The following is a 25498-nucleotide window of genomic DNA, read 5'->3' on the forward strand; positions in this document are numbered from 1 at the left end:
GTGTTAGACGTTATCGATGATGTAATCTTCCCAGTCTTCTTCCGGCACTTCATTGTCCCGTACCGGGTCAAGGTGAAGCACCGAGGCGTCGACCGCATGAATTCGCTGGCTGTCGTGCGCGCGCAGCGGGTGCCATTCCGGCAAGTCTTCGCCTTCGGCAATCAGCCGGTAGGCGCAGGTGCTGGGTAGCCAGAAAAACTGGTCGACGTCTTCCGGTTTCAGCCAGACGCAGTTGGGTACTTTCTGTTGCCGTTCCTGATAGACCGTACAACGACAACTGTCGGACAGATACTGGCATACCACGCGGGTATAGAACACTTCCCCGCTGTCTTCATCTTCGAGTTTTTGCAGGCAGCACTTGCCACAGCCGTCGCAGAGTGACTCCCACTCCTCGGTCGTCATCTGCGACAGCGTCTTGCGTTTCCAGAAGGGTTGAGCAGCCATCAGCGAGGGTGCACCGGGGTCGTGGGTTCACGGTACAGGTCGAGCATGCCCTCTTCCCGCGGCGGTGGCATTTGCAGGTAGTAGCCCTGCTCGACGATCTTCGCCATGACTTTATCGACCTCTACCCGGGCCAGCGTGCGAGCCGGTGTCAGCAACAAATCCATCACCGGGATGGGGGTGCCAAAGCGCTCGCGCAGTGGCTCCGGTACCCGGGCCAGCCCTTCGTGACGGGATACATAGAGGTACATATCCTGACGCGCCGAAGAGCGGTAAATACTGGCCAGTACCCGGTCAGTCGTTGGCTTCACGGTGATGCTCCTCCAGCAGACGGGTCAGCGGATCGACCAGTAACGGCTTGCGCCAGCCGGTCATCATTTCCGGCCACTCGTAGTCGCCGGTGTAACAGCCGCTTCTGACCAGTTGTTCCAGCGGTTTGCGCCGGGCCAGCACTTCGGCCGGTACGTCGGTTTCCCGGGCCAGATCAGCGATCAGGTCCTTGACCGATTTGTACAGGGCAGCCTGGTCGGCTGGTAACGGCCCGGCCAGTCGCTCGGGCCAGAACTCCCGACTGGCTTCGTTACAGCGGCGCACGATATCGACCACGGCATCGGCATAGAGGCGAACCTTGCGCGGGTGCAGGCCTTTCAGGCCAGCCACGACGCTGCGCTGGGTCGGCATGGCCTGGGCGATCTGGATGATTTCGGCGTCCGACAAAATGCGCGAGCGGTTCACATCCTGCTCCCGAGCCTGTTGCTCGCGCCACTGTGACAGCTGTTGCAGGCAGTACAAACGGGTTCCCTTGAGCTTCCAGGCACCGCGCAATTTCAGGTAATACTGTTCAGGGCTCGGCGGAAAGCTGTCGAGTGCCGCCCGTTGGCTGTCTTCCAGCACCCAGTCAAAGCGGTTCATTTCCCGCAGCCGGGGCGCGAATCGCTCATAAAGCTGTTCCAGCCAGAACACATCGGCGGCGGCATACTGGCATTGTTCTTCAGCCAGCGGGCGTAACAACCAGTTGGAACGGGTCGCGTCTTTGGGCAGGCTTTCGCCGAGTTCCGCTTCAACGGCCCGGGCAAAACCCATCTGCAAATCGTTGCCCAGCAAGGCCGCGGCGATCTGAGTATCAAACACGGGTGCCACCTGGGCACCCGTGCCATTGAACAGAACTTCGGCGTCTTCCGACAGCGAATGAAACACCTTGATAATGCCCGGGTCTTCCAGCACGGCTGCAAACACCTGCCAGTCGCTGATCGCCAACGGGTCGATCAGCCAGACCTCGCCTTCCAGCCCGACCTGAATCAGACCCAGTTTGGCAAAAAAGGTCTCAGTGCGGACAAATTCGGTATCCATTGCCAGTACCGGAGCGGCTTTCCAGCGCTGGCAGGCAAGGCGCAGCGCGTCGTTATCGCCCACCCAGTGGTAGTGTTCAATCATGTTCAAAACCCAGTGGTTTGCGATCTTGCAGAGCCTGCGACAGGCTGTGGCTATCGATGCGGCCAAATTCCGACCCGACCGGGATGCCCCGGGCAATCCGGGAGACCACCACCTTCAGCGGTTGCAGCTGTTCCGTCAGGTAGTGCGCGGTGGCTTCCCCTTCCATAGAAGCGTTGGTCGCCAGGATTACTTCTTCAATAACGCCGCTTTTCACACGCTCGAGCAGCAGAGGCACGCCCAGTTCGTCCGGGCCAATGCCATCGATGGGCGACAGGTGGCCCTGCAATACAAAGTAGTCACCCAAATAGCCGCCAGACACCTCAATGGCTTCGCGATCCTGTGGGGTTTCAACCACGCACAGGCGGCTGTGGTCGCGGTCGTCACTCTGGCACAGATCACAGACCGCCTGCTCGGTCAGCACCCGGCATTGGGCACAGTGCATCACGCCATCGAGCGCGCGCTGCAGTGCCTGCGACAGCATCTGACCGCCCTCGCGGTCACGCTCCAGCAGATGCAGCGTCATGCGCTCGGCCGAGCGTGAACCCACGCCGGGCAATACCTGCAGGGCTTCCATCAATTGCTCTGTAAGCGGGCTGTATGCCATGCCAGACCTCGTTCGTCAGAACGGCATTTTAAAGCCGGGGGGCAACTGCATACCGGCCGTGGCCGACGACATTTTTTCCTGGCTCAGGGCTTCCACTTTGCGCACGGCATCGTTCACGGCGGCGGCCAGCAGGTCTTCGAGCAGCTCTTTGTCTTCCTGCATCACGGATTCGTCCAGCGATACCTGCTTTACATCGTGCCGGCCGTTCATGGTGACTTTAACCAGGCCAGCGCCCGATTCGCCCGTCACTTCAGCGCGCGCCACTTCTTCCTGCATGCGCTTCATGTCTTCCTGCATCTTCTGGGCCTGTTTCATCAGGTTTCCCATGCCACCTTTCATCATCGCTCAAGGCTCCTGTTATCGGTGTTACTGACCATTGCAACTGGCTTGTTACTGATCGTGGATTCGGTTTTCGGTCTTACTGCCCAGTGGGTGTTTCACGACACCGACGGTAACGGGCTATACGCTGGCTTTACCGTATCGGCCTGCAAGTCGCCGTCGTAGCGCGACACCAGCGACTGCACGAACGGATCGTCGTGCAAGGCCGTCACCGCCATGTCATAGGCCGCATGATGCAGGCGGTCGAACCAGGCCTGGGGCGTTTTCTCGGCCACGCCAAACTGGTAATCGAGCCCGGTCACGCCCGGTAGAAAGTCGCCCAACACGGCCATGAGTCGTTCTATATGGGTCTCATTCATCAGTTTTCGATAGTTGTCAGAGATAATCAGCTGTAAGCGGCCGTTGTCGTAACCGGCCCAGGTGGAGTGGGCGAACAACGTTTTGGTCATGCCCGACAGACCCAGCTTGTGCAAGGTCACCTGCCACCAGAACACCGGGTCGGCCTCGAGGTCGGTATCCGGCCAGCGCGCCGGGTTGGTTTCCGGGTGAATCAACTGATTCGGGTCGTGGTTGACCGGCGCCTGGCCTGGCACGGGCTCCACCGCCTTGAGCGTCGGCGCTGCCTCGGGTTCGCTGACCGGCGAAGGCTCGGAGTCCATCACCTCGGTTTCAGCCAGCGCATCGAGTGGTGAGGGCCGAGCGGACACGGGGGTTTCTGCTTCCGCAACGGGTTCCGGCGCATCAACTGGGGCTTGGGGCTCTGCAGCGGCCTGATCGGCCAGCAAATCGGCAACGGGCCGGGGGGCAGGCGCCCAGTCGGTTTCGTCATCGTCACCTTCCCAGGGTGCCCGGTCTTCTTCCTGGCTGGCCGGCTCGGGTGGCGCGTCATTGGCCGGCGTCTGAGTCGGGCTTGCGGATGCTTCGGGCTCTGCTTCGACCCCGGAAGCCGCTGGTTCCGTTACCGGCTGTGTGGCGCCAGCTTCCGATTTGACCGGCTCTGCCGTCATAGGAGCTTGCGAACGGGCCGGCTCATAGGCTGCGGCTGCGCGGGTGTCGGGTAATTCTGTGGATTGAGAGCCTGGTTCAGCAACAGGCTCTGGTGCTGCAACGGCAGGCGGCTCCTCAGGTGTCTGCGGAGCGGGTTGTGGCTTTGGGGAAGCATCACCCACGCCCTCGGCACTGACACGGCTTTCCAGCGCGGGCAACTCATTCACATGGCGCGCCGGGCTTGGGCTGAAGGCCAGCATGCGCAACAGCGCCATTTCGAACCCGGCCCGCTCGCTGGGGGCCAGCGCCAGGTCTTTCGCAGCCAGGGTGCCGATCTGGTAAAACAAATGGATGTCTTCCGCTTGCGCCTGCGAGGCCAGCGCCGCAATGGCGTCACGGTCGCCCTTGCTGTTATCGAGCGCGGCCGGGGCAGCCTGAGCAATGGCTACCCGATGCAAGGTCGACAACAACTCGTTCAACAGGGTGCGGTAATCCGGCGCGTGTTCGGCGATGCCGGCAACCTGCTGCATCAGGCTGTCGGCGTCTTTCTCAATCAGCCCTTTCACCAGGTGCAACACCCGCTTCAGGTCGACGGTACCCAACATGGTGGCAACGTCCGTCTCGTTCAGTTCACCCTCGCCATAAGCAATGGCCTGATCGGTCAGGCTCAAGGCGTCGCGCATACTGCCGTTGGCCGCTTCGGCTAATAGCCAGAGGGCGGGTTCATCAAACGGCACCTGCTCTTGCCCCAAAATGGCGTTCAGGTAGCTGACAATGCTCTCGCGCGTCATGTTCTTCAGGTTGAACTGCAAGCACCGCGATAACACCGTCACCGGTAATTTTTGCGGGTCGGTGGTGGCTAACAGGAACTTGACGTGCGGCGGTGGCTCTTCCAGCGTCTTCAGCAAGGCATTAAAGCTGCTGACCGAGAGCATGTGCACTTCGTCGATCAGGTAGACCTTATAACGGCCCCGCGTCGGCGCGTATTGAACGTTTTCGAGCAGTTCGCGGGTGTCTTCAACGCGAGTGCGCGAAGCGGCATCCACTTCTATCAGGTCGACAAAGCGGCCTTCGGCTATTTCAGTACAGGCTGAGCACTTGCCACAGGGTTTGGAGCTGACGCCCACTTCACAGTTCAGACTTTTCGCCAGCAGACGGGCGATGGTGGTCTTGCCCACCCCACGCGTGCCGGTGAACAAATAGGCATGGTGCAATCGCTGTTGATCGAGCGAGTTGACCAGCGCTTTCAAGACGTGGGCCTGCCCCACCATTTGTTCAAAGGTGGCGGGTCGCCATTTACGGGCCAATACCTGATAAGACATGAAGGCTCATGAAACTGGAGAAACGAAACCGTATCCTAACTTGGAACAAGGAAGGCTGCCAGAATAAAAAAAGCGTCTATAAAACAAGAAGTTAGTCATTAAGCATGACCGGGCAACCCAATGAAACCGGGTGGTACGGGACATCGCAAAAAAACAGCAAGGTAGTACAAAGATGGGTGGCGGCTCCACCAGCCACACCCCGGCACACGAGAAAGTCGCTACCGTTGCTCCCTTCCGGGCCTGGCGGGGTTTACGACCGTTCGTTGCGGGGGGACCGGCAGAGCCACCCTAACGCAGAGCGCGGCATTATGCCTGTGATTTAGAAAAACTCAAGGGCATAACCCAAATCGAACTACGCTTGTTATTGCTACAGCTATGATCGAACGGGTCGATACCTCCCGTATAACCAGTGTCAGCCCGGTTTCAGATGGACTGGCCTATCAACAATGCCCCGTTGTTCAAACGGTCACAACACGGAGATTGCACCGTGAAAACAGGTTCTATCCAGTTTCGTCTGTTAGTGAGCATCATGCTTAGCATACTGGCCATGGCCATCGTAGCCTTTGCCGGTATTTTCTCTATGAATCAGTCGGTCAATCGCCTGGTGGGCGTTGCCGAGGGAGTCAAACAACTGGAGAAACGCGCCGACACCGCGCATCTTGAATTCAAGACCCAGGTGCAGGAGTGGAAGAACATTCTGCTGCGCGGCCAGGACCCGGACCGGATGGACCGCTACTGGACGGCCTTCAACGAACAATCTGATCAGGTCAGCACCCTGGTCGCCGGCCTGGCGAACGACCTCAGGGCTTACCCCGAGCTGCAGGCCATTGCCAGCCAGTTCCTTGACGATCACCAGACCATGGCCACCGCTTACGCCGAAGGCCGGCAAGCTTTTATTAACAGCGGTTTCGATCACACCGTAGGCGACGCGGCTGTTTCAGGCATAGACAGGGCTCCGTCAGCCGCGATGACTGAACTGGGCAACGAATTGTCCCGCCTGGCCATCGTTGCAAACACCGAGGCCCAGGCCAGTGCCAGCCGGACGGTGCGCCTGGCGGTCGCCATCGCCATAGTGCTTAGCCTGGTCATTCTGGCAGCGATCTTCCTGTTTGTTCGCAGCGCCATTATCAAACCCATACACGGTTTGACCGACGGCGTTAACCACATCCGCAGCGGGCGTTACGATCAGCCGATTGAACTGAAACGGCAAGATGAGCTTGGCCAACTGGGTCAAACACTCGACTACCTGCGCCAATTCCTGCAAACCATGGTGACCGATCTGGAGCGCAACAGTAACGCCCTGCGCGATGCCACCAGCCGGCTCGACGTCATGTCCGGGTCCATCACCTCAGCCACCGCTCAGCAGCATGATCTCAGCCAGCAAGTGGCCACCGCCATTGAAGAAATGGAAGCCGCCTCGCGCGAAGTCGCCGCCAATGCGGCCGACACCGCCGACTCAACCCGCCATACCGGCCAACTGGCCGAACAAGGCAGTCAGGCCATGCACACCGCCCAGACCACCATGACTAGGCTTACCAGCGACAACGAGACAACGGCCGGTTTGATCAACAGCCTGGCACAAGAGTCTGAAAACGTTGGTTCGGTGTTGAGTGTGATTCAGGGCATTGCTGAACAGACCAATCTGCTCGCTCTGAACGCCGCCATCGAAGCGGCCCGGGCCGGAGACCAGGGGCGCGGCTTTGCCGTGGTTGCCGATGAAGTGCGCCAGCTGGCGCAGAAAACCCAGCAATCGACCATCGAAATCCGCGCCATTGTCGAGACCATTCAAACCGGTGCGCGCAACAGCAACCAGGCGATGGAAGCCGGTCTGGTGCAAACCCGCTCCACCGGTGAACACATTACCCAGGCCGAGCAACAGTTGACGGAGATTCTCACCGCGATTCAAACCATTAACGACAAGAACCAACAAATTGCCACCGCCGCCGAAGAGCAGACCAGCGTCGCCGGCTCGCTGGCTGAACTGATCATTCAGATCCGCAACCTGTCGGAAGAAACCGCCAGCGAAAGCCAGCAAGCCACAACGCTCAGCGAGACTCTGTCGACTCTGGCCAGCGAGTTTCAACAGCAACTGCAGAGCCTGCGTGCCGGCGCACAGTGATCCAGGCTGGACTTGAGGTGCGTATCGCCCGACCATAGCAACCGATTACGCACCTCAGGAATGGCCACCGACAACCGGGCGACAGGAACATCTACCGCAATGACAAAACTCAAACTGGGCGTCAGCAGTTGCCTGCTGGGCGATGAAGTCCGCTTCAACGGCGGGCACAAACACCACCGCTGGCTGACTCAAACCTTTGGCCAGTACGCCGATTTCGTGCCCTACTGCCCGGAAGTCGCCATCGGTATGGGCATACCGCGCAACCCAATCCGCCTGATCAGCACTGACCAGGGCACCCGCGCTGTCGATTCAGACAACCTGACTGACGACTACACCGAGCAGTTACAGCACTACGCCGAAAGTATCGTCCCCGAGCTTGATGCACTCGACGGCTACGTCGTTATGCAAGGCTCGCCCAGTTGCGGCATGGAACGGGTAAAGCTGTACAACAAAAGCATGATTCCCGAGAAAATCGCCGCCGGCTTGTACACCGAGGTGCTGCAACGCCACGCCCCGGCCTTGCCTTTTGAAGAAAGCGGCCGGCTGAGTGACCCGAACCTGGTGGAAAACTTCGTGCAGCGCGTTTACGTTTACCACGAGTGGCGCACCGGGCAACCCTGGCGCACCGCCAAAGGGCTGATCGACTTTCACGCCCGGCAGAAATACCTGTTGATGATGCACGACTACCCCACCTACAAACGCCTGGGGCAGAAGCTCTCGAACTTAAAAGACATCGAAGACCGGGAAGCCTTTGGCCAGGAATATCTGGTAGAACTGATGTCAGCCCTATCGAACATTCCCAAACGGGGCCACCGGGTCAACGTGCTGCAACATGTGATGGGCTATTTCAAAAATCAGTTGTCCGAAAAGGAAAAAGCCTCGCTGATTCATTCGATCGATCAGTACAAGGCCAACGAAGTTCCCTTCATCGTCCCGGTCGCCTTGCTCAAGCATTACACCTTTCTGCACGGCGACCAGTTCCCCTATCTGATGAATCAGACGTTTCTAAGCCCATACCCTGAAGCCTTGGGGTTGAGAAACCCGATTTAGTGCGACTGACCTGCCTGTTAAATAATTTGAACCAATCACAATCATTAGGCGTATCTATGATACGTCTAACTTCTGTCTAGAGTTTTTAATGACCCAACTAGTCTGGTTCCGAAACGATTTACGCGTCAGCGACCACAGCGCCCTGACCGAAGCCTGCCAGGCGCCCGGTGCTGACATCAAAGCCATTTTTCTATGGACGCCGAAGCAATGGCAGCAGCACGACTACGGCCTGGCCCGCCAATACAGCATTCGCTCTGCCCTGGTCACAGTCGCCCGGGATCTGGCCCAACTGGGCATTCCACTGACGATCCTGCAGGCCGACACCTGGCTATCCGGGGTCGATCAGCTGATTGACTTTGCCCGCCAGCACAGCGTTCGCCAACTCACCTTTCACCGCGAATTCGGTTGGGATGAAGTACAGCGTGACCAGTATGCCATCGAGCAAGCCCGGTTAGCCGGCATTACCACTTGGGTCGGGGAAGACCGGGTCGGCTTCGACCCGGCCTCCCTGCTAACCGGCCAGGGGGAGATGTACCGGGTGTTCACCCCGTTCAAGAAACGCTGGCTGAGCCAGCATGCCGAGACGCCACTGACCGCTCCATTACCGGTGCCATCGACCAGGGCACCGGCGCTGAGCGAACTTCCTGACATCCCCGAGGTAGACTGGAATGGCACCGCCGAACTGCCGCTGAACGAGCATGACGCCCACGAACACCTCGACCAGTTCGCTGACGCCATGCCCCGCTACAAAGATCAGCGCGACCTGCCCGCTACCGAGGGCACATCCCGCCTGTCGGCTGCCCTGGCCAGCGGCGCCATCAGTTTGCGCCAGTGCATGCACAGTGCTTTTTCGCACCCCAAATTCGACAGTGCCGGTGTGCAAACCTGGTTGTCTGAACTTATCTGGCGGGAGTTTTACCACTACCTGCTCTACTGGCGACCCGACATCGCCCGGCATAAACCCTTCTACCCACGCTGGGATGCCTTTCCCTGGCTCCAGGATGAGACCGCCCTGCATCACTGGCAACAGGGGCAGACCGGCGTACCCATCGTCGATGCTGGCATGCGCCAGCTCGCCCAGACCGGCTGGATGCACAACCGGGTGCGGATGATCGTCGCCATGTACCTGGTCAAACTGTTGAAAATTGACTGGCGCCAGGGCGAACGCTGGTTTGCACAGCAATTACTGGATATCGATTTCGCCAGCAACAACGGCGGCTGGCAATGGTGCGCCTCAACCGGCGTCGATGCGGCACCCTACTTTCGCATTTTTAACCCTCACACCCAGTCGCAACGCTTTGACCCCAGCGGTGATTACATTCGCCGCTGGGTACCGGAGCTGGCCAGCGTGCCGGCTAAAGCCATACACGAACCAACCCAGCAACTCGCCAGACACCTGGGCTATGCACGGCCGCTGATCGACTACAAACGCGCCCGCGCAGAGACGTTGGAATTATTTAAACAGCTGTGAGCTGTGAGCTGCGAGCTATCAGCTGTTAGCTAAAAGCTCGAAGCTCGAAACTATCTCTTCAGGAGATTTCTATGCTTGAACAAATGCAGGATGTGTATAACCGGTTAAACCGCGACACGGTGAAAGACGGCCTGCTCGGCGACATCTATGACCGCGACATCGTGTTTATCGACCCGCTGCACAGGATCGAAGGTCTCGATAATCTGCAGCGTTATTTCGAAGGCATGTACAAAAACGTCGATGAAATTTCGTTCCGTTACCTTACCGAATGGGAGCAGAACAACGAGGCCATGCTGCGCTGGGAAATGACCTTTCGTCATCCCAAGCTCAAAGGTGGTGCGCCCATTCTGGTCCCTGGTGTCACCTACCTGACCTTCGCGGAAAAAATCACACGGCATCAGGATTATTTCGACAGCAACCAGATGATCTTCGATCACGTACCCGCTCTGGGCTCGCTGCTGGGCTGGTTAAAAGGTCGACTGAACTGATTTGAATTGACCAACACAACACCGATAACACCGACAGGACACTCAATGAAACAACGCATTGCCATCATTGGAACCGGCATCGCGGGCCTAACTACCGCCCGGCTGTTGCACCCGCATCACGATATTCAGGTGTTCGAGCAAAACGATTACATCGGCGGCCACACCAACACCCGGGATGTCACCATCGACGGCCGCACCTGGGGTGTGAACACCGGGTTTATCGTCTATAACGATTGGGTGTACCACAATTTTAATAAACTGATGGCGCCTCTGGCCGTGAACCGTGAACCGACCGAAATGAGTTTCAGCGTGCGCGACGACGCTTCTGGCCTCGAGTACAACGGCCACAACCTCGACACCCTGTTCGCGCAGCGCAAGAACCTGTTGAACCCCCGTTTTCTGGGCATGATTCGCGACATTCTGCGCTTCAACAAAGAAAGCCTCGAAGACCTCGATGCCGGCAAACTGACGCCCGAAATGACGCTGGGAGAGTACTTTCAGCAAAAAGGCTTCGGCAAAACCTTCATCCGCAAATACATCGTACCCATGGGTGCGGCCATCTGGTCCTCCGGCGAAACCGACATGGAAGCCTTCCCAGCGCTGTTCTTTGTTCGGTTTTTCAAGAACCACGGATTGTTGTCGGTTAAAAGCCGGCCGCAGTGGTATGTCATCAGCGGCGGGTCGCGTGCCTATGTTGCCCCGCTGACCGAACCGTTTAAAGACCGCATTCACCTGAACCGGGGCGTCACCCGCGTAGAGCGCGATGCCGACGGCGTAACACTCACCTTTGGCGACGGCCAAACCGAGCGTTTTGATCAGGTTGTCTTTGCCTGCCACAGTGATCAGGCGCTGGCCATGCTGGCCGAACCAACCGACGACGAACGCGACATTCTCGGTGCCCTGCCCTACAGCAACAACGATGTGGTGCTGCACACCGACGAGACCCTGTTGCCCAAAAACAGAAAAGCCTGGGCCGCCTGGAACTACCACATTCCGCGCAACCCTGCCGACGCGGTCGGGCTGACTTACAACATGAACATCTTGCAGAATTTCAACGACGCGCCGGTCACTTTTTGCGTAACGCTGAACCGCACCGGCGACATCGACCCCGCGAAGATTATCGACCGCTTCACCTACGCCCACCCGGTCTTTACCAAAGCCGGTATTGACGCTCAGAACCGATACGAACAGATCGGTAACCAGAACCGAACCCACTTTTGCGGGGCCTACTGGTTCAATGGTTTTCACGAGGACGGCGTTAACAGTGCCTTGCGCGTCGCATCCAGTTTTGGAGTTGAGCCATGGCACTGAACAGTTGCCTCTACGAGGGCTGGGTGCGTCACCGCCGCTACAGCCCGGCAGAGCACCGTTTCACCTACCCGCTGTTTATGCTGTATCTTGATCTCGATGAAATCGACGAGGTGTTCGGCAGTTCGCGGTTCTGGTCGGCCGAGCGTTTCAACTGGGCCAGTTTTCGCCGGGCCGATTACTTCGACCCGAGCACACCTGACCTGAAACAGGCCGTCATCAACAAGGTCTGCACGCACAGCGAACTGGAACCCCGGCACATTGCCTCGGTACGGGTGCTAACCCACGTACGCTACCTCGGTTACGTGTTCAACCCGGTGTCGGTCTATTACGTGTTCGACCATAACGAGAACTTGCTGGCCGTAATGCCCGAAGTCACCAACACGCCCTGGAAAGAGCGCCACGCCTACGTGCTGCTGGCAGAAACATCCAACACCAGCCCGACACCCACCAACCCACATTACGAACCGCACCGCGTTCACCGGCACTATCGCGAATACCGGCTGAGCAAGGCATTCCATGTCTCACCCTTTTTGCCGATGGACATGGATTACCGCTGGGTATTCGGCCTGCCGCAACCGACGCTGCGCATTCACCTGGAAAACCACCGTGAGCAACACAAGGTGTTCGATGCCACTCTGGTCATGGAAGCCGCGCCGATCAGTGCTCGGGCCATGCGCCGCGCCCTCATCCGTTTTCCGGCGATGACCGTAAAGGTGGTAATGGGCATCCACTGGCAAGCCTTCAAACTGTGGCTGAAGAAGGTTCCCTTCATCCCACACCCGAACAAAGAGAAAAAGGAAACAACGGCATGACAACGGCCACTCCGACGCGTTTTGACGGGACCCAGGGTCCGCTGGCTCAGCGCCTGCTGTTCAAGGCCCTGAACCGCTTCCACACCGGGTCACTGACACTGCACGATGAGTCTGGCACCTATGTATTCGGCAACCCGGACCAGGACGGCCCCCACGCCAGCGTCCACATCCACAACACCCGCACCTACCGGGAAATGCTCACCGGGGGGGCGCTCGCCGCCGCTGAATGCTACGTCGCCGGGTTTTGGGACACTTCAGACCTGGCCACCGTAGTTCGCGTGTTCGCGGTAAACCTCGACACAACGTCAAAGCTGAATAAAACGCTGGGCCTCGTTACCAAGCCGGTTCTGCGGCTGGCACACTGGCTCAACCGCAACGACAAGGCCGGTTCACGCAAAAACATCAGCGCCCACTACGACCTCGGCAACGAGCTGTTCGAAGCCTTCCTCGACGACAGCATGATGTACTCCAGCGCCATATACCCCAGCGCTGAGTCCACCCTAGAGGAAGCCCAGCGTCACCGGCTCGACCGGGTCTGCCAGAAGCTGGATCTGAAACCGGGCGATCATCTGCTTGAAATCGGCACCGGCTGGGGTGGCATGGCGATTCATGCGGCTCAGCATTACGGCTGCAAGGTGACCACCACCACCATTTCCGATGAACAGCACGACTATACCCGCAAGCGCATCGACGAACTGGGACTGGCCGACAAAATCACCCTGCTCAAACAGGATTACCGCGACCTCACCGGGCAATACAACAAACTGGTGTCGATCGAGATGATCGAAGCGGTCGGTCACGACTTTCTGCCGAGCTATTTCAAAGTACTATCGGAACGCCTGACCGACGACGGTGCGGCGCTGATCCAGTGCATCACCATGCCCGACCAGCGTTACCAGGAATACCGTTCCTCGGTCGATTTTATTCGCAAGTACATCTTCCCCGGCGGCCACCTGCCCTCGTTGTCGATTCTGATGGACAACATGAAGCGCCACACCGACCTGCAACTGGTGCACCTTGAAGACATGACCGATCACTACGCCCGCACCCTCAAAGACTGGCATCACCGCTTTGTGGCTGCCCGTGATCAGATTCTGGAACTTGGCTACGACGATACCTTCTACCGTCTGTGGCGCTACTACTTTGCCTACTGCGAAGGCGGCTTCACTGAACGCGCCATCGGCACACACCAGGTGATGTTCGCCAAGGACAAAAACCGCCAGACCTGGATAGACCCGGCCCAATGAAACTCAACGCAGGCAAAGCGGTTCTTAATTACGCCGGCTTCCAGATCGGCTGGTTCCTGCTGGTGCTCACCCAGTCGGCCTGGGCGATTATCTGGGCGCTGGGTTTTGTGGCCATGCACGCCGCCCTGTTTGGCAATCGGCGCGAATGGCAAGCGGTGATCCCGATCATGATTCTGGGTTTGCTGGTGGATCTCATCTGGCATGTGACTCCGGCCGTTCAGTTCCTGGGCGTCGGGCAACCGGTACCGCTCTGGCTGGTTGGGCTCTGGCTGATGTTTCCGCTGACGCTGAACCATTCGCTGGCCTGGCTGAAAGGCCGCTTGGGCCTGCAGATTGTGCTGGGTGTTTTCGGCGGCGGGGGCAGTTACGTCGCCGGCACCCAATTCGGGGCCGCCACCATGGAACCCTGGGCGCTGGTTGCTGTACCGCTGGCCTGGGGGCTCTGGCTGCCCCTGTTCTACTGGTGGCTTGATCGCCCAAACCACACACATCCGACTCAAATAGAGACGACATGACCCCCCTTTTTACGTCTGCACCCACAATCCACCGGGCCAGGGCCACCAAACCCCTGTTCCTGGGCTTGCTCTTGGCCGGGCTGGCACTGACCAGTGTGGCTGAAACCTCCGAGACGATCGAATTCACGGGCAACGCCTACGATCTGGACAGCGGTGACCTGCTGTATACCGAAGAGCACCAGCTGGAGCGGGTCGACGGTGTGCCTCAGCAGGAAACCGTTCGTTATGTAACGCCCGAAGGCGATACCCTCGCCCAAAAAGACATGACGTACTGGGAACCGGCCCGTCCCGCCTACCGGTTGACGGTCACCGACCCGGAAAGAACCGAAACCGTTGAACCCGAAGCCAATGGCGTCAGGGTAGACTCCGTCGAGTCCGGCTTTCTCGACTGGTCCGATGAAGAGAATTACGTCATTGACGGAGGCTTTCACTACTTCATTCTCGATCACTTCGACACCTTGCTCGACGGCAACAGTGTCGAATTCCAGTTCCTGGCGCCTACCCGAACCCGCTGGCTGGGCTTGCGGCTGCGCCCCACCGAGCAGGCCAATGGCCAGTTGATACTCGAACTCAACGTCCGCAACCGCCTGCTCAGCCTGGTGATCAGCGACATTGAACTGACCTACGACATCGACACCCGGCGCCTGATGCGCTACGCCGGGCTTACCAACCTGCCCAAACCCGGTGGTGGCAACTACAGCGCCAATATAGAGTACGACTATACGGGGGCTGATCAGCCATGAAATCAAACCGGATAACCAACCGGCTGGCACTGGTGTTTCTGATTCTGGGTACCGGCCTGTCGCTCACCCTCATAGCCTGGATGCTGATTTACAACCCCTGGCCCCTGTTCTCGGAACAGGGCCAATGGCTGACCAGCCAGGTCTGGGGGCAAATTTCACTGTTCGACCTGTACAGCGGTTTTTTCATTGCCCTGGCGCTGGCCTGGCTGTTCGAACCCAACCCCTGGGTACGGCTGTTGTTATTGGTCACCTTGCCAACCCTGGGCAACCCGGTTTTGGCGGTTTGGTGTGTATCCCGCTGGCAACACCTAAAACGCATGGCGGCTAAGCGTGATTTTGACTAACCTGTAAGCATTCAGTATGTTTGCGGCCCTTTTTCAGGCCCCATGGTGGCGTGCATCGGATGACCTCTCAGGTTTTCAAACCCAGATTTCTACATCGCCTGTCGTTTCGGCTCTCGCGCAGTGGTGTCATTCTGGCCCTGCTCGTCAGCCTGGTCAGCTCCGGGTATCAGGTATTCAATGACTTTCGCGTAGAACGAAACTCACTCGATGCCTCCATTGAACGGGTGATGGACGCCTCCCGCTTTGCCGCCTCACGCGCCGTGCACACGCTGGACTACAATCTGGCCAGCGAAGTGGCCAACGGCATGTTCGTGTACGACTTTGTTACCTACGTCGCCATTATTGACGAACTCGGATCGCCCTTGGCTGAGCGCTCTGCCGAGCAAGACCAGCGCCAGCAACACTGGTATGAACTGTTCATTACCCGGCCCGTGCAAACGCTGGAAACACGGCTGGAAACCAATGCCCTGGGCAGCGATGTCTATGGCCTGCTGCGCATGCAGATCGACACGGTGCTGGCCTACCAGAGCTTCGCCGACCGGGCGATTTCGACCTTTCTGCTTGGGGTGGTCAAAAACTTCATCCTGATTCTACTGTTCCTCATTGTCTTTTACCGGCTGGTCACCAAGCCGATCAACAAGATGTCCAGCTCGCTCGACAGCATTGATGCCGAGAACCCCGATGGACAGCGGTTAACCCCACCCAGTGGCCACGAGCGCGACGAACTCGGCCAACTGACCGCCCACATCAACCATTACCTGAGCAATGCCGAACGGCTGATCACCGACAAGACACTGGCCAAGCACGAAGTTGAAGAGTCTTACACCAACATGCGGCGGCTGATCGATAACCTGCCGCACCTCATTTACGTTAAGAACCGCCAGGGCGAACTGGCACTGGTGAACGAAGCCTTTGCCCGTGCCTTCCAGACCACGGTCGAAGAACTGACCGGCCAGCATCAGAGCCGAATACTCGATGAATACGACGAAAAGTCGCGCCAACTGATTGTAGAAGCCGACGAACAGGTGATGACCGATCAGAACAGCTTGTTTATCCCCGAGCTGGACTGGATGACCAGCAATGGCACCCTAACGGCGCTTGAGCTGCGCATTCTGCCCATCGAATTTCGCGGCGAGCCCGCCATACTCTCGGTCGGTGTCGACATTACCGAACGCAAGCGCAATCAGTCGCGCATGCAACACATGGCCTACCACGACCCGCTGACCGACCTGCCCAACCGGCACCTCTTTCTTGATCGTCTGGGCCAGTCACTGCGCCGCGCCGAACGTTCCGGCCAATTCGGTGCTCTGGTGTTTATCGACCTCGATAACTTCAAAAACATCAACGATTCCATGGGCCACAGTGCAGGCGACTCGCTGCTGCGTGAAGCCGCTTCCCGGTTAATGGATGCCGTGCGTAACGAAGACACCGTGTCGCGCCTCGGCGGCGACGAGTTCGTGATCTGCATGGCTGACCTTGGGAATGATAGAAGCGAAGTCAGCATTCTGGCCTACCAGCGCGCCGAACGCCTTCGCAAAGCCCTGGCCGAACCGTTCTTCATTGGCGGGCAACAACTGACGGTCACCGCCAGCCTGGGCATCGCCCTTTATCCGGAAGGTTCCACCAGCGCCTCAGACCTGCTGCGCAATGCCGACACCGCCATGTACCAGGCCAAGGCGCATGGCAAAGACAACGCCATTCAGTTCGAACAAGCCATGGCCGAAGCCACCGCCTTCCGGTTGAGCATGGAAAAAGACCTGCGTCTGGCGGTCGAACGCCGCGAGTTCTACCTCACCTTTCAGCCCCAGGTCGATGTGCGCGATAACAGCATCCTTGGCGCCGAGGCCCTGATGCGCTGGCAACACCCGACCCGGGGCACCGTCTCCCCGGTCGAATTCATTCCGGTGCTGGAAAACATGGGGCTGATCGTCAAGGTTGGCGAATGGGCGCTCGATGAAGCCTGCGCCACGGTGCGCCGCTGGATGGACGCTGGCCTCTGGCACGAAAACCAGGTGCTCGGCATCAACGTCAGCCCACAACAGTTTTCCCAGCCCGAATTTTTTACTCAGGTGAAACAGGCCATCAAGCAATACGACATTCCGGCCCGCTGCATCGACCTGGAAATCACCGAAGGCATGGTGATCAACGAAGTCGAAGAAACCATCGTGCGGATGAACGAAATTCGCCAGTACGGCGTCTCGTTTTCAATCGACGATTTTGGCACCGGCTATTCGAGCCTGAGCTACCTGAAGCGCTTGCCGCTCGATGTGCTTAAAGTCGACCAGTCGTTCGTGCGCGACCTCACTACCGACAGCAACGACGCCGCCATTGTCGAAACCATTCTCGCCATGGCTCAGCACCTGAACCTCAAAACCATTGCCGAAGGTGTAGAAACCGAAGAACAACTGACGTTTCTGGAGTCGATTGGCTGTCTGCGCTACCAGGGCTATTTGTTTTCCGCCCCGCTGAACACCGACGATTTTATACGCCTGCTGCAAGACAACAACACCCAGGCCGCTGCAGCCGCGCCTTAACGTCCCGTTCGCACGGCCAGTGAACAGGCCGTTTTTTCACCCCGATTTTTGAGATTCAAAACCCCGTGACCTACTCCGTTAAAGAAATGTTCTACACCCTGCAGGGCGAAGGCGCGCACACCGGCCGCGCCTCGGTCTTCTGTCGATTTACCGGTTGCAACCTCTGGAGTGGCCGCGAATCAGACCGCGCCACCAGCATCTGCACGTTCTGCGATACCGACTTCATTGGCACCGATGGCGAAGGCGGTGGCAAATTCGCCACCGAAACCGACCTGGCCGACGCCATAGCCGCGCTGTGGCCAACGGCCACTCGCGTAACAGACCAGCGAGAAAAACCCTACGTGGTATTCACTGGTGGCGAACCGGCCCTGCAATTGACTGAAGCGCTGATCGACGCCCTGCACCAGCACGGCTTCGAGTGCGCTGTAGAATCGAACGGAACCCGCCCGCTGCCGGCCAATCTCGATTGGGTATGCATCAGCCCCAAGGGGCGCAGTGAGGTGATCATCGAGCGCTGCGATGAACTGAAGCTGGTGTTCCCGCAGCCGGACGCGCCGCCAGAACGGTTTGCGCACATCGAGGCCGGGGTTCGCTACCTGAGCCCGCTAAACCCCTTCGACATCGAAACCCTGCACCCGGCGCGGGAAACCAGCACCCAGGCCGCCATCGCCTATTGCATGGCCCACCCCGAGTGGCGGCTGACACTGCAGTCGCACAAGGTGGTTAACATCGCCTGACGCAATAAACGACCGCAAGACCCCTAGAAGGCCGTGTAAGATCTGGTGCGACCCATAAATCTCAGCTTAGGTTGGCTTTCTGGCCAGCAACAACACATACCGCCCCAAATCCCGATAAGGCGCTTGCTCGCACAAGCGCTGTTCCATCTCGATGATGTCGTCATCGGTGTACCAGCTCAGCACCGTCGGTTCGGTTAAATCGGTAAAGGTACGAATGCCCGCCTGGGTGAGAATGTCGAAGCCGCTGTCCACCAGTTGCTGGCGCACGGGTTCCGGGCTTAGGGGCGTTATTGGGGTCAGTCCGCCGGCCAGGCCTTGCAGCTGACCGGTTTTGACTTTGTCGAGGGTACCGCGCATCAGGTTGCGCAGCTCAAGCATGTGACGGTTGTAGACCATTACACCGATCACGCCGCCCGGCGCTACCCAGCTCATGGCTCTGTCCAGTGCGGCCTGTGGTTGTTCCAGCCATTCGAGCACGGCGTGCAAGATCACCAAATCCCGGTTAGGGCCGGTGTCGAAATCAAATACCGAAGCCTGGCTTGCCCGGCACTGGCCGCTGGCAATCCAATCGGCCGCATCGTGTTGAACCTGAGCCACCAGATCGCCCGACACGTCGAAATACTCGACCCGGTGCCCCATCCCCAGCAGCCACAATGTCATTTGCCCGAGGCCACCACCGGCATCTAGCACGCTCAGCCCCGGTTGCTGTAATTCGGGCAGGTACTTCGGGTACAGCGTTTCCAACAGTGTCTGGCGAATACGGCCTTTCAAGCTGCCATAGATGTTTTTTGAAAACCGCTCCGCCAGCGGGTCGAAATTGACGTAGTCTTTCACTACCGCTGATAACCCTCCGGGTTTTGGCTTTGCCAGCGCCAGGAATCGGCCATCATGTCTTCCAGACCCCGCTCGGCGCGCCAGCCCAGTTCCTGCTCGGCATAGGCCGGGTCGGCATAGCAGCAGGCGATGTCGCCGGGGCGGCGATCGACCAGCTTGTAAGGCACCTCGCAACCCGAAGCCTTCTCCAGTGCTTTCACCATATCGAGCACGCTGTAGCCCACTCCGGTGCCCAGGTTGTAGGCCACGCAGCCAGGGTTGCTGTTCAGCTTCTCGATGGCTTGAACGTGGCCTTTGGCCAAGTCCACCACGTGAATGTAGTCGCGCACGCCAGTGCCATCGGGCGTGTTGTAATCGCTCCCGAAGACCGACAACGCCTCGCGCTTGCCAATGGCCACCTGGGTAATAAAGGGCATCAGGTTATTGGGAATGCCGTTCGGGTCTTCGCCGATGGTGCCGCTTTCGTGCGCCCCAACCGGGTTGAAGTACCGCAACAGCGCCACCTGCCATTCCGGATCGGAGGCATGAAGGTCACGCAGAATGTCTTCGATCATCAGCTTGGAGCGGCCGTAAGGGTTGGTCGCGCTGAGCGGAAAGTGCTCCTGAATCGGCACCGTATGCGGGTCGCCATACACCGTGGCCGATGAACTGAACACCAGGTTCTTGCAGCCGTGGCGTTTCATCACCTGCAACAGACACAGGGTGCCGTATACGTTGTTGTCGTAGTAATCGAGTGGCTTCTCAGTGCTCTCGCCCACGGCTTTCAGGCCGGCAAAATGCACCACGGCCTCGATGTCGTGTTCGCTGAACACCCGGTCGAGCAAGGCAGTATCGCGAATGTCGCCTTCTACGAAATCGACCGGTTGCTGCACAATGGCCTCAACCCGGCGCAGCGATTCCGGCGAGCTGTTCACGAGGTTATCGAGCACCAGCACGGTGTGCCCGGCTTTGATCAGTTCTATGCAGGTGTGGCTGCCAATGTACCCGGCACCGCCGGTCACCAAAACAGTCATAGCAAACTCCATTGCGTGGTTTTCAGAGTGAGTAATCCCGGAAAACCTACCACTGAAAACGTTTTCAGACAAGGTATCCTCGTTCTCCGGGCGGTCGCTCTACTGGCGAATCAGTGCCAGCAGCTCCTGAGTCTTCTCTTCCATGAGGGCTTTGTCGCCCCGGGTTTCGACGTTCAGGCGAATCACCGGTTCGGTGTTCGATTTACGCAAGTTAAAGCGCCAGTCGGTGAACTCCAACGACAGGCCATCGATGCGGTCTTCTGCTATGGCGTCGGACTTATAAGCATCGTAAACCCGGGTCATGGTTTCATCGGCATCGGCGACTTTACTGTTGATCTCGCCCGGTGACGGGAACTTCGCCATCCGCTCGCTGACCAGTGCTTTCAGTGAGGTCTTCTTCTTGCTCAGCAAATCGACCACCAGCAACCAGGGAATCATGCCCGAGTCGGCATAGGCGAAATCGCGGAAGTAGTGGTGGGCACTCATTTCACCGCCGTAGACGGCATCTTCCTTACGCATCTTCTCTTTAATAAAGGCATGGCCCGATTTGCACATGATGGCCTCGCCACCGTTGGCTTCGACGATTTCGACGGTGTTCCACGTCAGCCGCGGGTCATACACCACCTTGGAGCCCGGCTGCTTGACCAGAAAAGCCTCGGCCAGCAAACCCACAATGTAATAGCCTTCGATGAACTGGCCTTCGTTGTCCCACAGGAAACAGCGGTCAAAGTCGCCATCCCAGGCGATGCCCATGTCGGCGCCGTGTTCTTTAACCGCCTTGCTGGTTACCGGCTGCTGTTCGTGCAACAGGGGGTTGGGAATGCCGTTCGGGAAAGTGCCATCGGGGTCGTTGTTGATTTTAATCAGCTCAATCGGTGCGCCACTGGCTTTCAGGGCGGCTTCCAGGCGGTCGAGCGAGGGGCCTGCGGCGCCGTTGCCGGCATTGGTGACCAGCTTGGTCGGGCGCAGGTCGGAAAGATCGAGATAGCCGATCAGATGTTCGGTATAGGCCTGGCTGTTGTCGTGCTCGGTGAGCGTGCCACGCTTGGCGGCTTTATCGCCATAGTCCCCGGTTTCGGCCATTTTGCGAATGTCGTCGAGGCCGGTGTCTCGGGAAATCGGTTTGGATTCCTCGCGCACCATCTTCATGCCGTTGTAATTAATGGGGTTGTGGCTGGCCGTCACCATGCACCCACCCTCGGCCTTAAGGTGTTTGGTGGCGAAATACACCTCTTCGGTGCCACACAGCCCGATATCGATCACATCGGCCCCGAAATCCAGCACGCCGTCGGCAAAGGCTTGCTTCAGCTCCGGAGACGTCTGGCGAACATCGCCCCCGACGACCACGGTCTTGGGTTTCAGGTAGGCTGCAAAGGCCCGTCCAATCCTGTAGGCAATGTCCGTATTCAGCTCGACACCCAGCTCACCGCGAATGTCGTAAGCGCCAAAACAGGTCAGTTCAGTCATGAGGTGCTCCGTTTTAGATGTGCCCCGATTATAGGTTGCAAAAGGCCCTCCTTGCAGTCTTTTTTAAAATCGGTTTTTCCTGGTGTCGAGCTCTACCCAATAGCAGGCGACCCCGGCCAGCTTGGCTCCGTCTCTGGCGTCCCGTATACTGCTGCGGTTAGGCATTTGTGTGGCAAAACAGCGCCCGTCGTCCCATGCCAGCCAACAGCTAGAACGGCGGTCAACCATCGCTACGACCAGTCGTCATTACCACGCAGTACAGAGGGAACACATGAGTTCATCAGACCCGCACCAAACGGCGCCGCGCTACATCGAAGACGACACCATAGACCTGGGTGAATTGCTGCGGGGGCTCATTGCCCAGTGGCCACTGATTGTCGGCATCACGGTACTTGGCGCGGTCATTGGCGTTGCCGCTGCGCTGTTACTGCCCAAGCAGTACCGGGTTGAAGCCATCATCAGCCAACCCTCTCGCGGTGCGGTTCAACCTTTGCTGGCGCAACAAATAGCCCCTCTCACGCTCGATGAACTGTCTGAACGCTTTCTGCTCAACCTTCGCTCACTCAGCCTCATCGAACAGGCATACAGCCAAGCAGACCTGGGCGGCGACCAGGATCTCGACTCTCTCTCTGAAGAAGAAGCGTTTTCCCAGATTCAAAGCGTTGCCGATGCCCTCTCTGTAGGCCCGGTGCGCTACGAGTTTTACCAGTTGGGGGCCGATGAAAAAACCCCGCTGAACAGCCTGTCTGTCAACCTGCTCAGCAGCGAGCCACGCCGGGCCAAGGCCTTTATTGACGAACTGCTGGTACTGGCCGAAGAACGCACGCTGCGCGAAGCCATTAGTAACATCAACGCTACCAAGGCCATTCGCATTGAAAGCGCCCAGTCCCAATACAACCAGCTATTGGCCGGGGCCGAAGCCAGCCTGGCGCGCGAACGCCGGCGCGTACAACAAGCGCTTAGCATTGCCAACTCCCTGGGTCTGGAAGAACCCACCAGTTGGGAAGCCCTGGTACTGGGCGACGGCCAGGTGCAGATGATCAACCAGTTGGCCAACGATGAACTCTTTCTCAACGGCAGCCGTTTTCTGACAGCTCAACTAGAGAGTCTTTCGGCCGATGGCGCGGCCGAATTGTTCCTCGAAGGCGTTGAAGAAACCATGTTCGACTTGAACGGCAACCAGATGGTCATTACCACCACGCCCAGCCAGTTGCAGGGCGAGATTCGAGCGCTGAGCAATCAAACCTTTGCCCTTAGCGACGTCACCCTGCTCGATGAAGACGCCGCCGCGCGTATCCCCAGCAATGCCGAAAAACCGAACCGGCCGCTGATCGCCATTGCCGCTACGGTACTGGCCGGCTTTGCTGCGCTGTTCATCGCGCTGATCCGCATGGCGATTCGGTCCAGAAAAGAAGATTAAAAACGGGGTTGCGTCGCTTATTGGGTGACGCCCCCTAACCCGCTATACTGCGGGCCATCTCGTCACATTCGGATTCAACATTGTTCACCTGGTACATCTGCCGAGAAATCATCAAGCCCTTTGCGCTGATCACCGCCATTCTTATGGCGTTGCTCATCGCCGGGGAAATGAGTGAAACGCTCGGCCGCGTCGTATCCGGCCAATATTCCGATTGGGCCATTGTCGCCATCATCGGGTTTCAACTGCCCATCCTGCTGCCCGAACTGTTGCCGGCGGCGTATTTCCTCGCTGCCCTGACCACCCTGAACCGGCTTAGCGAAGATTCAGAACGCACCGTGTTGCATGCCATCGGCGTCTCCGATACCGGCATACTGACCAAAGTTCTGGCCTATACCGCCTTACCGGCCATGGTGCTCATGCTGGCCTTTACCCACCTTATTACGCCCATGGCCGAGCGGGGCCTTTCCGACTACCTGTTCAGCCAACAGAACCGCCCGCTGACCGACATTGTGTCCCCCGGTGAGTTTTTCTCCCTAAACCAGCGCGATGCCACCCTGTATGCCCGGTCTTCCAACCCGGCGCAGGAATCCCTGCTCAACCTCTTTGTGGCCCAGGTTGATGGCGACCGAATCTCCGTTAACACCGCGCCCTCGGCACGCATTCAGCTTGAAGACCAACGCCAGTATTTAACCCTGTTTTCCGGGCGGCAAACCGTTTTCAGCCTCGACCCCGACGAAACCGAACGCGTCAACTACCAAAGCTATGCGTTGTACATCCCCACCGATGAATCGGGCTCGCGCAGCAGCCCGCGCGAAGCCTATAGCTCTAACGTACTGTGGGAGAACGGCAGCCAGACCAACCGCAGTGAAGTGATAGAACGCACTCTCACCGCCGGCATGATTCTGGTACTGGCCGTATGGGCCGTAAGCCTCACCCGGGTGAAACCCCGCAAGGCCAAGGTGGGGGCCATCGCGTTGGGGATCATTTTGTATATCGTATTCACCTTCTCACTCGATACCGTGCAAACCGCCGTCGAAAAAGGCCAGCTTCCGCTCATCGCCAGCCCCTGGTGGTTGCTGATTGTGCTGGCAGCGCTCGGGCTTGTGGTGATACGGAGGCCTGGCTGATGGGCTTGTCGATTCTCAACCGCTACATCCTGAAGCGCACCGCCGTGTTTATCACCATTGTGGTACTGGCCATTGGCGGGCTCTTGCTGGTGATGGGTGTGGCCGATGAAATCAGCCGGCGCGGCAGCGAGACCTATACCCCCTTCGATGCCTTCCTGTACCGGCTCTACAGCCTGCCGCTCGAGGTCTACCAGTTTATTGGCCCGATGGTGTTGCTCGGCACCCTACTCTCGGTAGCCGGCATGGCCAAAAACAGCGAACTGGTGGTGATTCAACTGGCCTCGCGCAGTGCCTATGGCCTGGTGGTGCGGCTGATTCTGCCCGGGCTGATGCTGTTACCCTTTGTTTACTTCATTGGCGAATGGGCGGCGCCGCAACTGCGATTGCAAGCCGAAGTGACCCGGGCCATGAAACTCGACCGCAGCCTGCCAACCCTGAGTGGCCAGTGGTACCGAGACAATCAGTGGGTTATCAACGTCGATCTGGTCTCGCCCGACCGCGACATCACCGGCCTCACCATTTTCGAAATGGACGACCGCAATAACCTGTCCATGGTCACCTTCGCCCCCACCGCCAGCCCCATCGACCAGGGGTGGAAGCTGAACGACGTTAAACAGGTGGCGTTCTTTGACGACTCGGTACAGCACAGTCAGTTTGAAACTCTGAACTGGCAACCGGACAACTTCAATGCCGACTTGCTCAGCATTCTGAGCCAGCGCGAGCGCGAACTGACCCTGCAACAGCTGTGGGTTCAGGTGCGCTTTTCACTCGACCAAGCCTTGCCCGACCCCCGCCTGGAACTCACTTTCTGGAGTCGTCTCTGGTTTCCGGTGCAATACATTGCCATGCTGTTTCTGGCGCTGGTGTTTTCGTTTGGGAGTTTCAGGCAAAAAACGCTGGGCGATGCCGCGTTCAAGGGCGTGGCATTGGCGATTGCGGTTCAGCTGGTGACGGATACGAGCGGCAGTTTGTTGATGGTGATGGGGCTGACCCCGGTGCTGGCTGCACTGGCGCCATCGTTGCTGTTTTTGGGGGTTACGGTGTGGTTGGTTAAAGCAAGATTGTGACGCCGAACAATAAAAGACGTAAAACAATAACGGACGCAACACAATAAAAGACGCAGACCATTAAGTGACGCA

At 58.3% G+C, this 25498-nt stretch carries 24 protein-coding genes and 1 other RNA gene; 15 read left to right on the forward strand and 10 right to left on the reverse strand.

Annotated elements, in window-relative coordinates:
- Window positions 1-3: 3 nt before the first annotated feature.
- The 7 genes from EP166_RS04170 to ffs all read right to left on the reverse strand — a co-directional run bounded on the left by EP166_RS04170 (window position 4) and on the right by ffs (window position 5407).
- Window positions 4-444, reverse strand: coding sequence for a YcgN family cysteine cluster protein (locus tag EP166_RS04170; protein ID WP_127555528.1), 441 nt, complete (start codon window positions 442-444; stop codon window positions 4-6).
- The gene (locus tag EP166_RS04175) at window positions 444-752 is read right to left on the reverse strand and encodes a YcgL domain-containing protein (RefSeq protein ID WP_246026211.1); all 309 of its coding nucleotides are present in this window, start codon (window positions 750-752) and stop codon (window positions 444-446) included. The genes EP166_RS04170 and EP166_RS04175 overlap by 1 nt, the downstream gene beginning before the upstream one ends.
- Window positions 736-1875: a ribonuclease D gene (gene rnd / locus EP166_RS04180; RefSeq protein WP_127555529.1), complete on the reverse strand. Its 1140-nt coding sequence runs from the start codon at window positions 1873-1875 to the stop codon at window positions 736-738. Before rnd ends, EP166_RS04175 begins: the two co-directional genes overlap by 17 nt.
- Complete coding sequence (recR, locus tag EP166_RS04185; protein WP_127555530.1) at window positions 1868-2479, reverse strand: recombination mediator RecR; 612 nt, start codon at window positions 2477-2479, stop codon at window positions 1868-1870. The genes rnd and recR overlap by 8 nt, the downstream gene beginning before the upstream one ends.
- A gap of 15 nt (window positions 2480-2494) precedes the next feature.
- Window positions 2495-2821 carry a YbaB/EbfC family nucleoid-associated protein gene (locus EP166_RS04190; RefSeq protein WP_127555531.1) on the reverse strand — a complete coding sequence of 109 codons (327 nt, stop codon included), beginning with the start codon at window positions 2819-2821 and terminating at the stop codon, window positions 2495-2497.
- Window positions 2822-2916: 95 nt separating this feature from the next.
- Window positions 2917-5127: a DNA polymerase III subunit gamma/tau gene (gene dnaX, locus EP166_RS04195; RefSeq protein WP_127555532.1), complete on the reverse strand. Its 2211-nt coding sequence runs from the start codon at window positions 5125-5127 to the stop codon at window positions 2917-2919.
- Between the two features lie 183 nt (window positions 5128-5310).
- An RNA gene (gene ffs, locus EP166_RS04200) (signal recognition particle sRNA small type) lies at window positions 5311-5407 on the reverse strand.
- Window positions 5408-5614: 207 nt separating this feature from the next.
- Here ffs and EP166_RS04205 point away from each other — a divergent pair.
- The 12 genes from EP166_RS04205 to queE all read left to right on the forward strand — a co-directional run bounded on the left by EP166_RS04205 (window position 5615) and on the right by queE (window position 18498).
- Window positions 5615-7246: a methyl-accepting chemotaxis protein gene (locus EP166_RS04205; protein WP_164743806.1), complete on the forward strand. Its 1632-nt coding sequence runs from the start codon at window positions 5615-5617 to the stop codon at window positions 7244-7246.
- A 99-nt stretch (window positions 7247-7345) separates the two neighbouring features.
- The gene (locus tag EP166_RS04210; protein WP_164743807.1) at window positions 7346-8296 is read left to right on the forward strand and encodes a YbgA family protein; all 951 of its coding nucleotides are present in this window, start codon (window positions 7346-7348) and stop codon (window positions 8294-8296) included.
- Between the two features lie 88 nt (window positions 8297-8384).
- The gene (locus tag EP166_RS04215; RefSeq protein WP_127555535.1) at window positions 8385-9767 is read left to right on the forward strand and encodes a cryptochrome/photolyase family protein; all 1383 of its coding nucleotides are present in this window, start codon (window positions 8385-8387) and stop codon (window positions 9765-9767) included.
- 71 nt (window positions 9768-9838) lie between these two features.
- Complete coding sequence (locus tag EP166_RS04220) at window positions 9839-10255, forward strand: nuclear transport factor 2 family protein (RefSeq protein WP_127555536.1); 417 nt, start codon at window positions 9839-9841, stop codon at window positions 10253-10255.
- A gap of 45 nt (window positions 10256-10300) precedes the next feature.
- Window positions 10301-11566, forward strand: coding sequence for an NAD(P)/FAD-dependent oxidoreductase (locus EP166_RS04225; RefSeq protein WP_127555537.1), 1266 nt, complete (start codon window positions 10301-10303; stop codon window positions 11564-11566).
- Window positions 11557-12378 carry a DUF1365 domain-containing protein gene (locus tag EP166_RS04230; protein ID WP_220432477.1) on the forward strand — a complete coding sequence of 274 codons (822 nt, stop codon included), beginning with the start codon at window positions 11557-11559 and terminating at the stop codon, window positions 12376-12378. The genes EP166_RS04225 and EP166_RS04230 overlap by 10 nt, the downstream gene beginning before the upstream one ends.
- Window positions 12375-13625 carry an SAM-dependent methyltransferase gene (locus EP166_RS04235; RefSeq protein WP_127555538.1) on the forward strand — a complete coding sequence of 417 codons (1251 nt, stop codon included), beginning with the start codon at window positions 12375-12377 and terminating at the stop codon, window positions 13623-13625. Before EP166_RS04230 ends, EP166_RS04235 begins: the two co-directional genes overlap by 4 nt.
- Window positions 13622-14140 (forward strand): DUF2878 domain-containing protein, encoded by a 519-nt coding sequence (locus EP166_RS04240; RefSeq protein ID WP_127555539.1) that lies wholly within the window; start codon window positions 13622-13624, stop codon window positions 14138-14140. The genes EP166_RS04235 and EP166_RS04240 overlap by 4 nt, the downstream gene beginning before the upstream one ends.
- Window positions 14137-14883 (forward strand): hypothetical protein, encoded by a 747-nt coding sequence (locus EP166_RS04245; protein ID WP_127555540.1) that lies wholly within the window; start codon window positions 14137-14139, stop codon window positions 14881-14883. The genes EP166_RS04240 and EP166_RS04245 overlap by 4 nt, the downstream gene beginning before the upstream one ends.
- Window positions 14880-15227, forward strand: coding sequence for a hypothetical protein (locus tag EP166_RS04250; RefSeq protein ID WP_127555541.1), 348 nt, complete (start codon window positions 14880-14882; stop codon window positions 15225-15227). The genes EP166_RS04245 and EP166_RS04250 overlap by 4 nt, the downstream gene beginning before the upstream one ends.
- A gap of 59 nt (window positions 15228-15286) precedes the next feature.
- Window positions 15287-17761 (forward strand): bifunctional diguanylate cyclase/phosphodiesterase, encoded by a 2475-nt coding sequence (locus tag EP166_RS04255; protein WP_127555542.1) that lies wholly within the window; start codon window positions 15287-15289, stop codon window positions 17759-17761.
- Window positions 17762-17826: 65 nt separating this feature from the next.
- Window positions 17827-18498: a 7-carboxy-7-deazaguanine synthase gene (gene queE / locus EP166_RS04260; protein WP_181952701.1), complete on the forward strand. Its 672-nt coding sequence runs from the start codon at window positions 17827-17829 to the stop codon at window positions 18496-18498.
- A gap of 66 nt (window positions 18499-18564) precedes the next feature.
- Here the strand turns inward: queE and EP166_RS04265 are convergent, their stop codons facing one another.
- The 3 genes from EP166_RS04265 to EP166_RS04275 form a co-directional block, all read right to left on the reverse strand.
- Entirely contained in the window at window positions 18565-19332 is a 768-nt protein-coding gene (locus EP166_RS04265; protein ID WP_164743808.1) for a methyltransferase domain-containing protein, read from the reverse strand.
- Entirely contained in the window at window positions 19332-20345 is a 1014-nt protein-coding gene (galE, locus tag EP166_RS04270) for a UDP-glucose 4-epimerase GalE (protein ID WP_127555544.1), read from the reverse strand. The genes EP166_RS04265 and galE overlap by 1 nt, the downstream gene beginning before the upstream one ends.
- Window positions 20346-20444: 99 nt before the next feature.
- Window positions 20445-21812 (reverse strand): phosphohexomutase domain-containing protein, encoded by a 1368-nt coding sequence (locus EP166_RS04275; protein WP_127555545.1) that lies wholly within the window; start codon window positions 21810-21812, stop codon window positions 20445-20447.
- Between the two features lie 271 nt (window positions 21813-22083).
- On the opposite strand from EP166_RS04275, the gene EP166_RS04280 reads away from it, so the two are divergent.
- The 3 genes from EP166_RS04280 (at window position 22084) to lptG (ending at window position 25426) form a co-directional block, all read left to right on the forward strand.
- Window positions 22084-23232: a Wzz/FepE/Etk N-terminal domain-containing protein gene (locus EP166_RS04280; RefSeq protein WP_127555546.1), complete on the forward strand. Its 1149-nt coding sequence runs from the start codon at window positions 22084-22086 to the stop codon at window positions 23230-23232.
- Window positions 23233-23312: 80 nt separating this feature from the next.
- On the forward strand, window positions 23313-24359 hold the full coding sequence (lptF, locus tag EP166_RS04285; RefSeq protein ID WP_164743809.1) for an LPS export ABC transporter permease LptF: 1047 nt from the start codon (window positions 23313-23315) through the stop codon (window positions 24357-24359).
- Entirely contained in the window at window positions 24359-25426 is a 1068-nt protein-coding gene (lptG, locus tag EP166_RS04290; protein WP_127555548.1) for an LPS export ABC transporter permease LptG, read from the forward strand. Before lptF ends, lptG begins: the two co-directional genes overlap by 1 nt.
- Window positions 25427-25498 lie beyond the last annotated feature (72 nt).

The sequence above is a fragment of the Saccharospirillum alexandrii genome, assembly GCF_004000275.1.
In the GTDB taxonomy this organism is placed as follows: domain Bacteria; phylum Pseudomonadota; class Gammaproteobacteria; order Pseudomonadales; family Natronospirillaceae; genus Saccharospirillum; species Saccharospirillum alexandrii.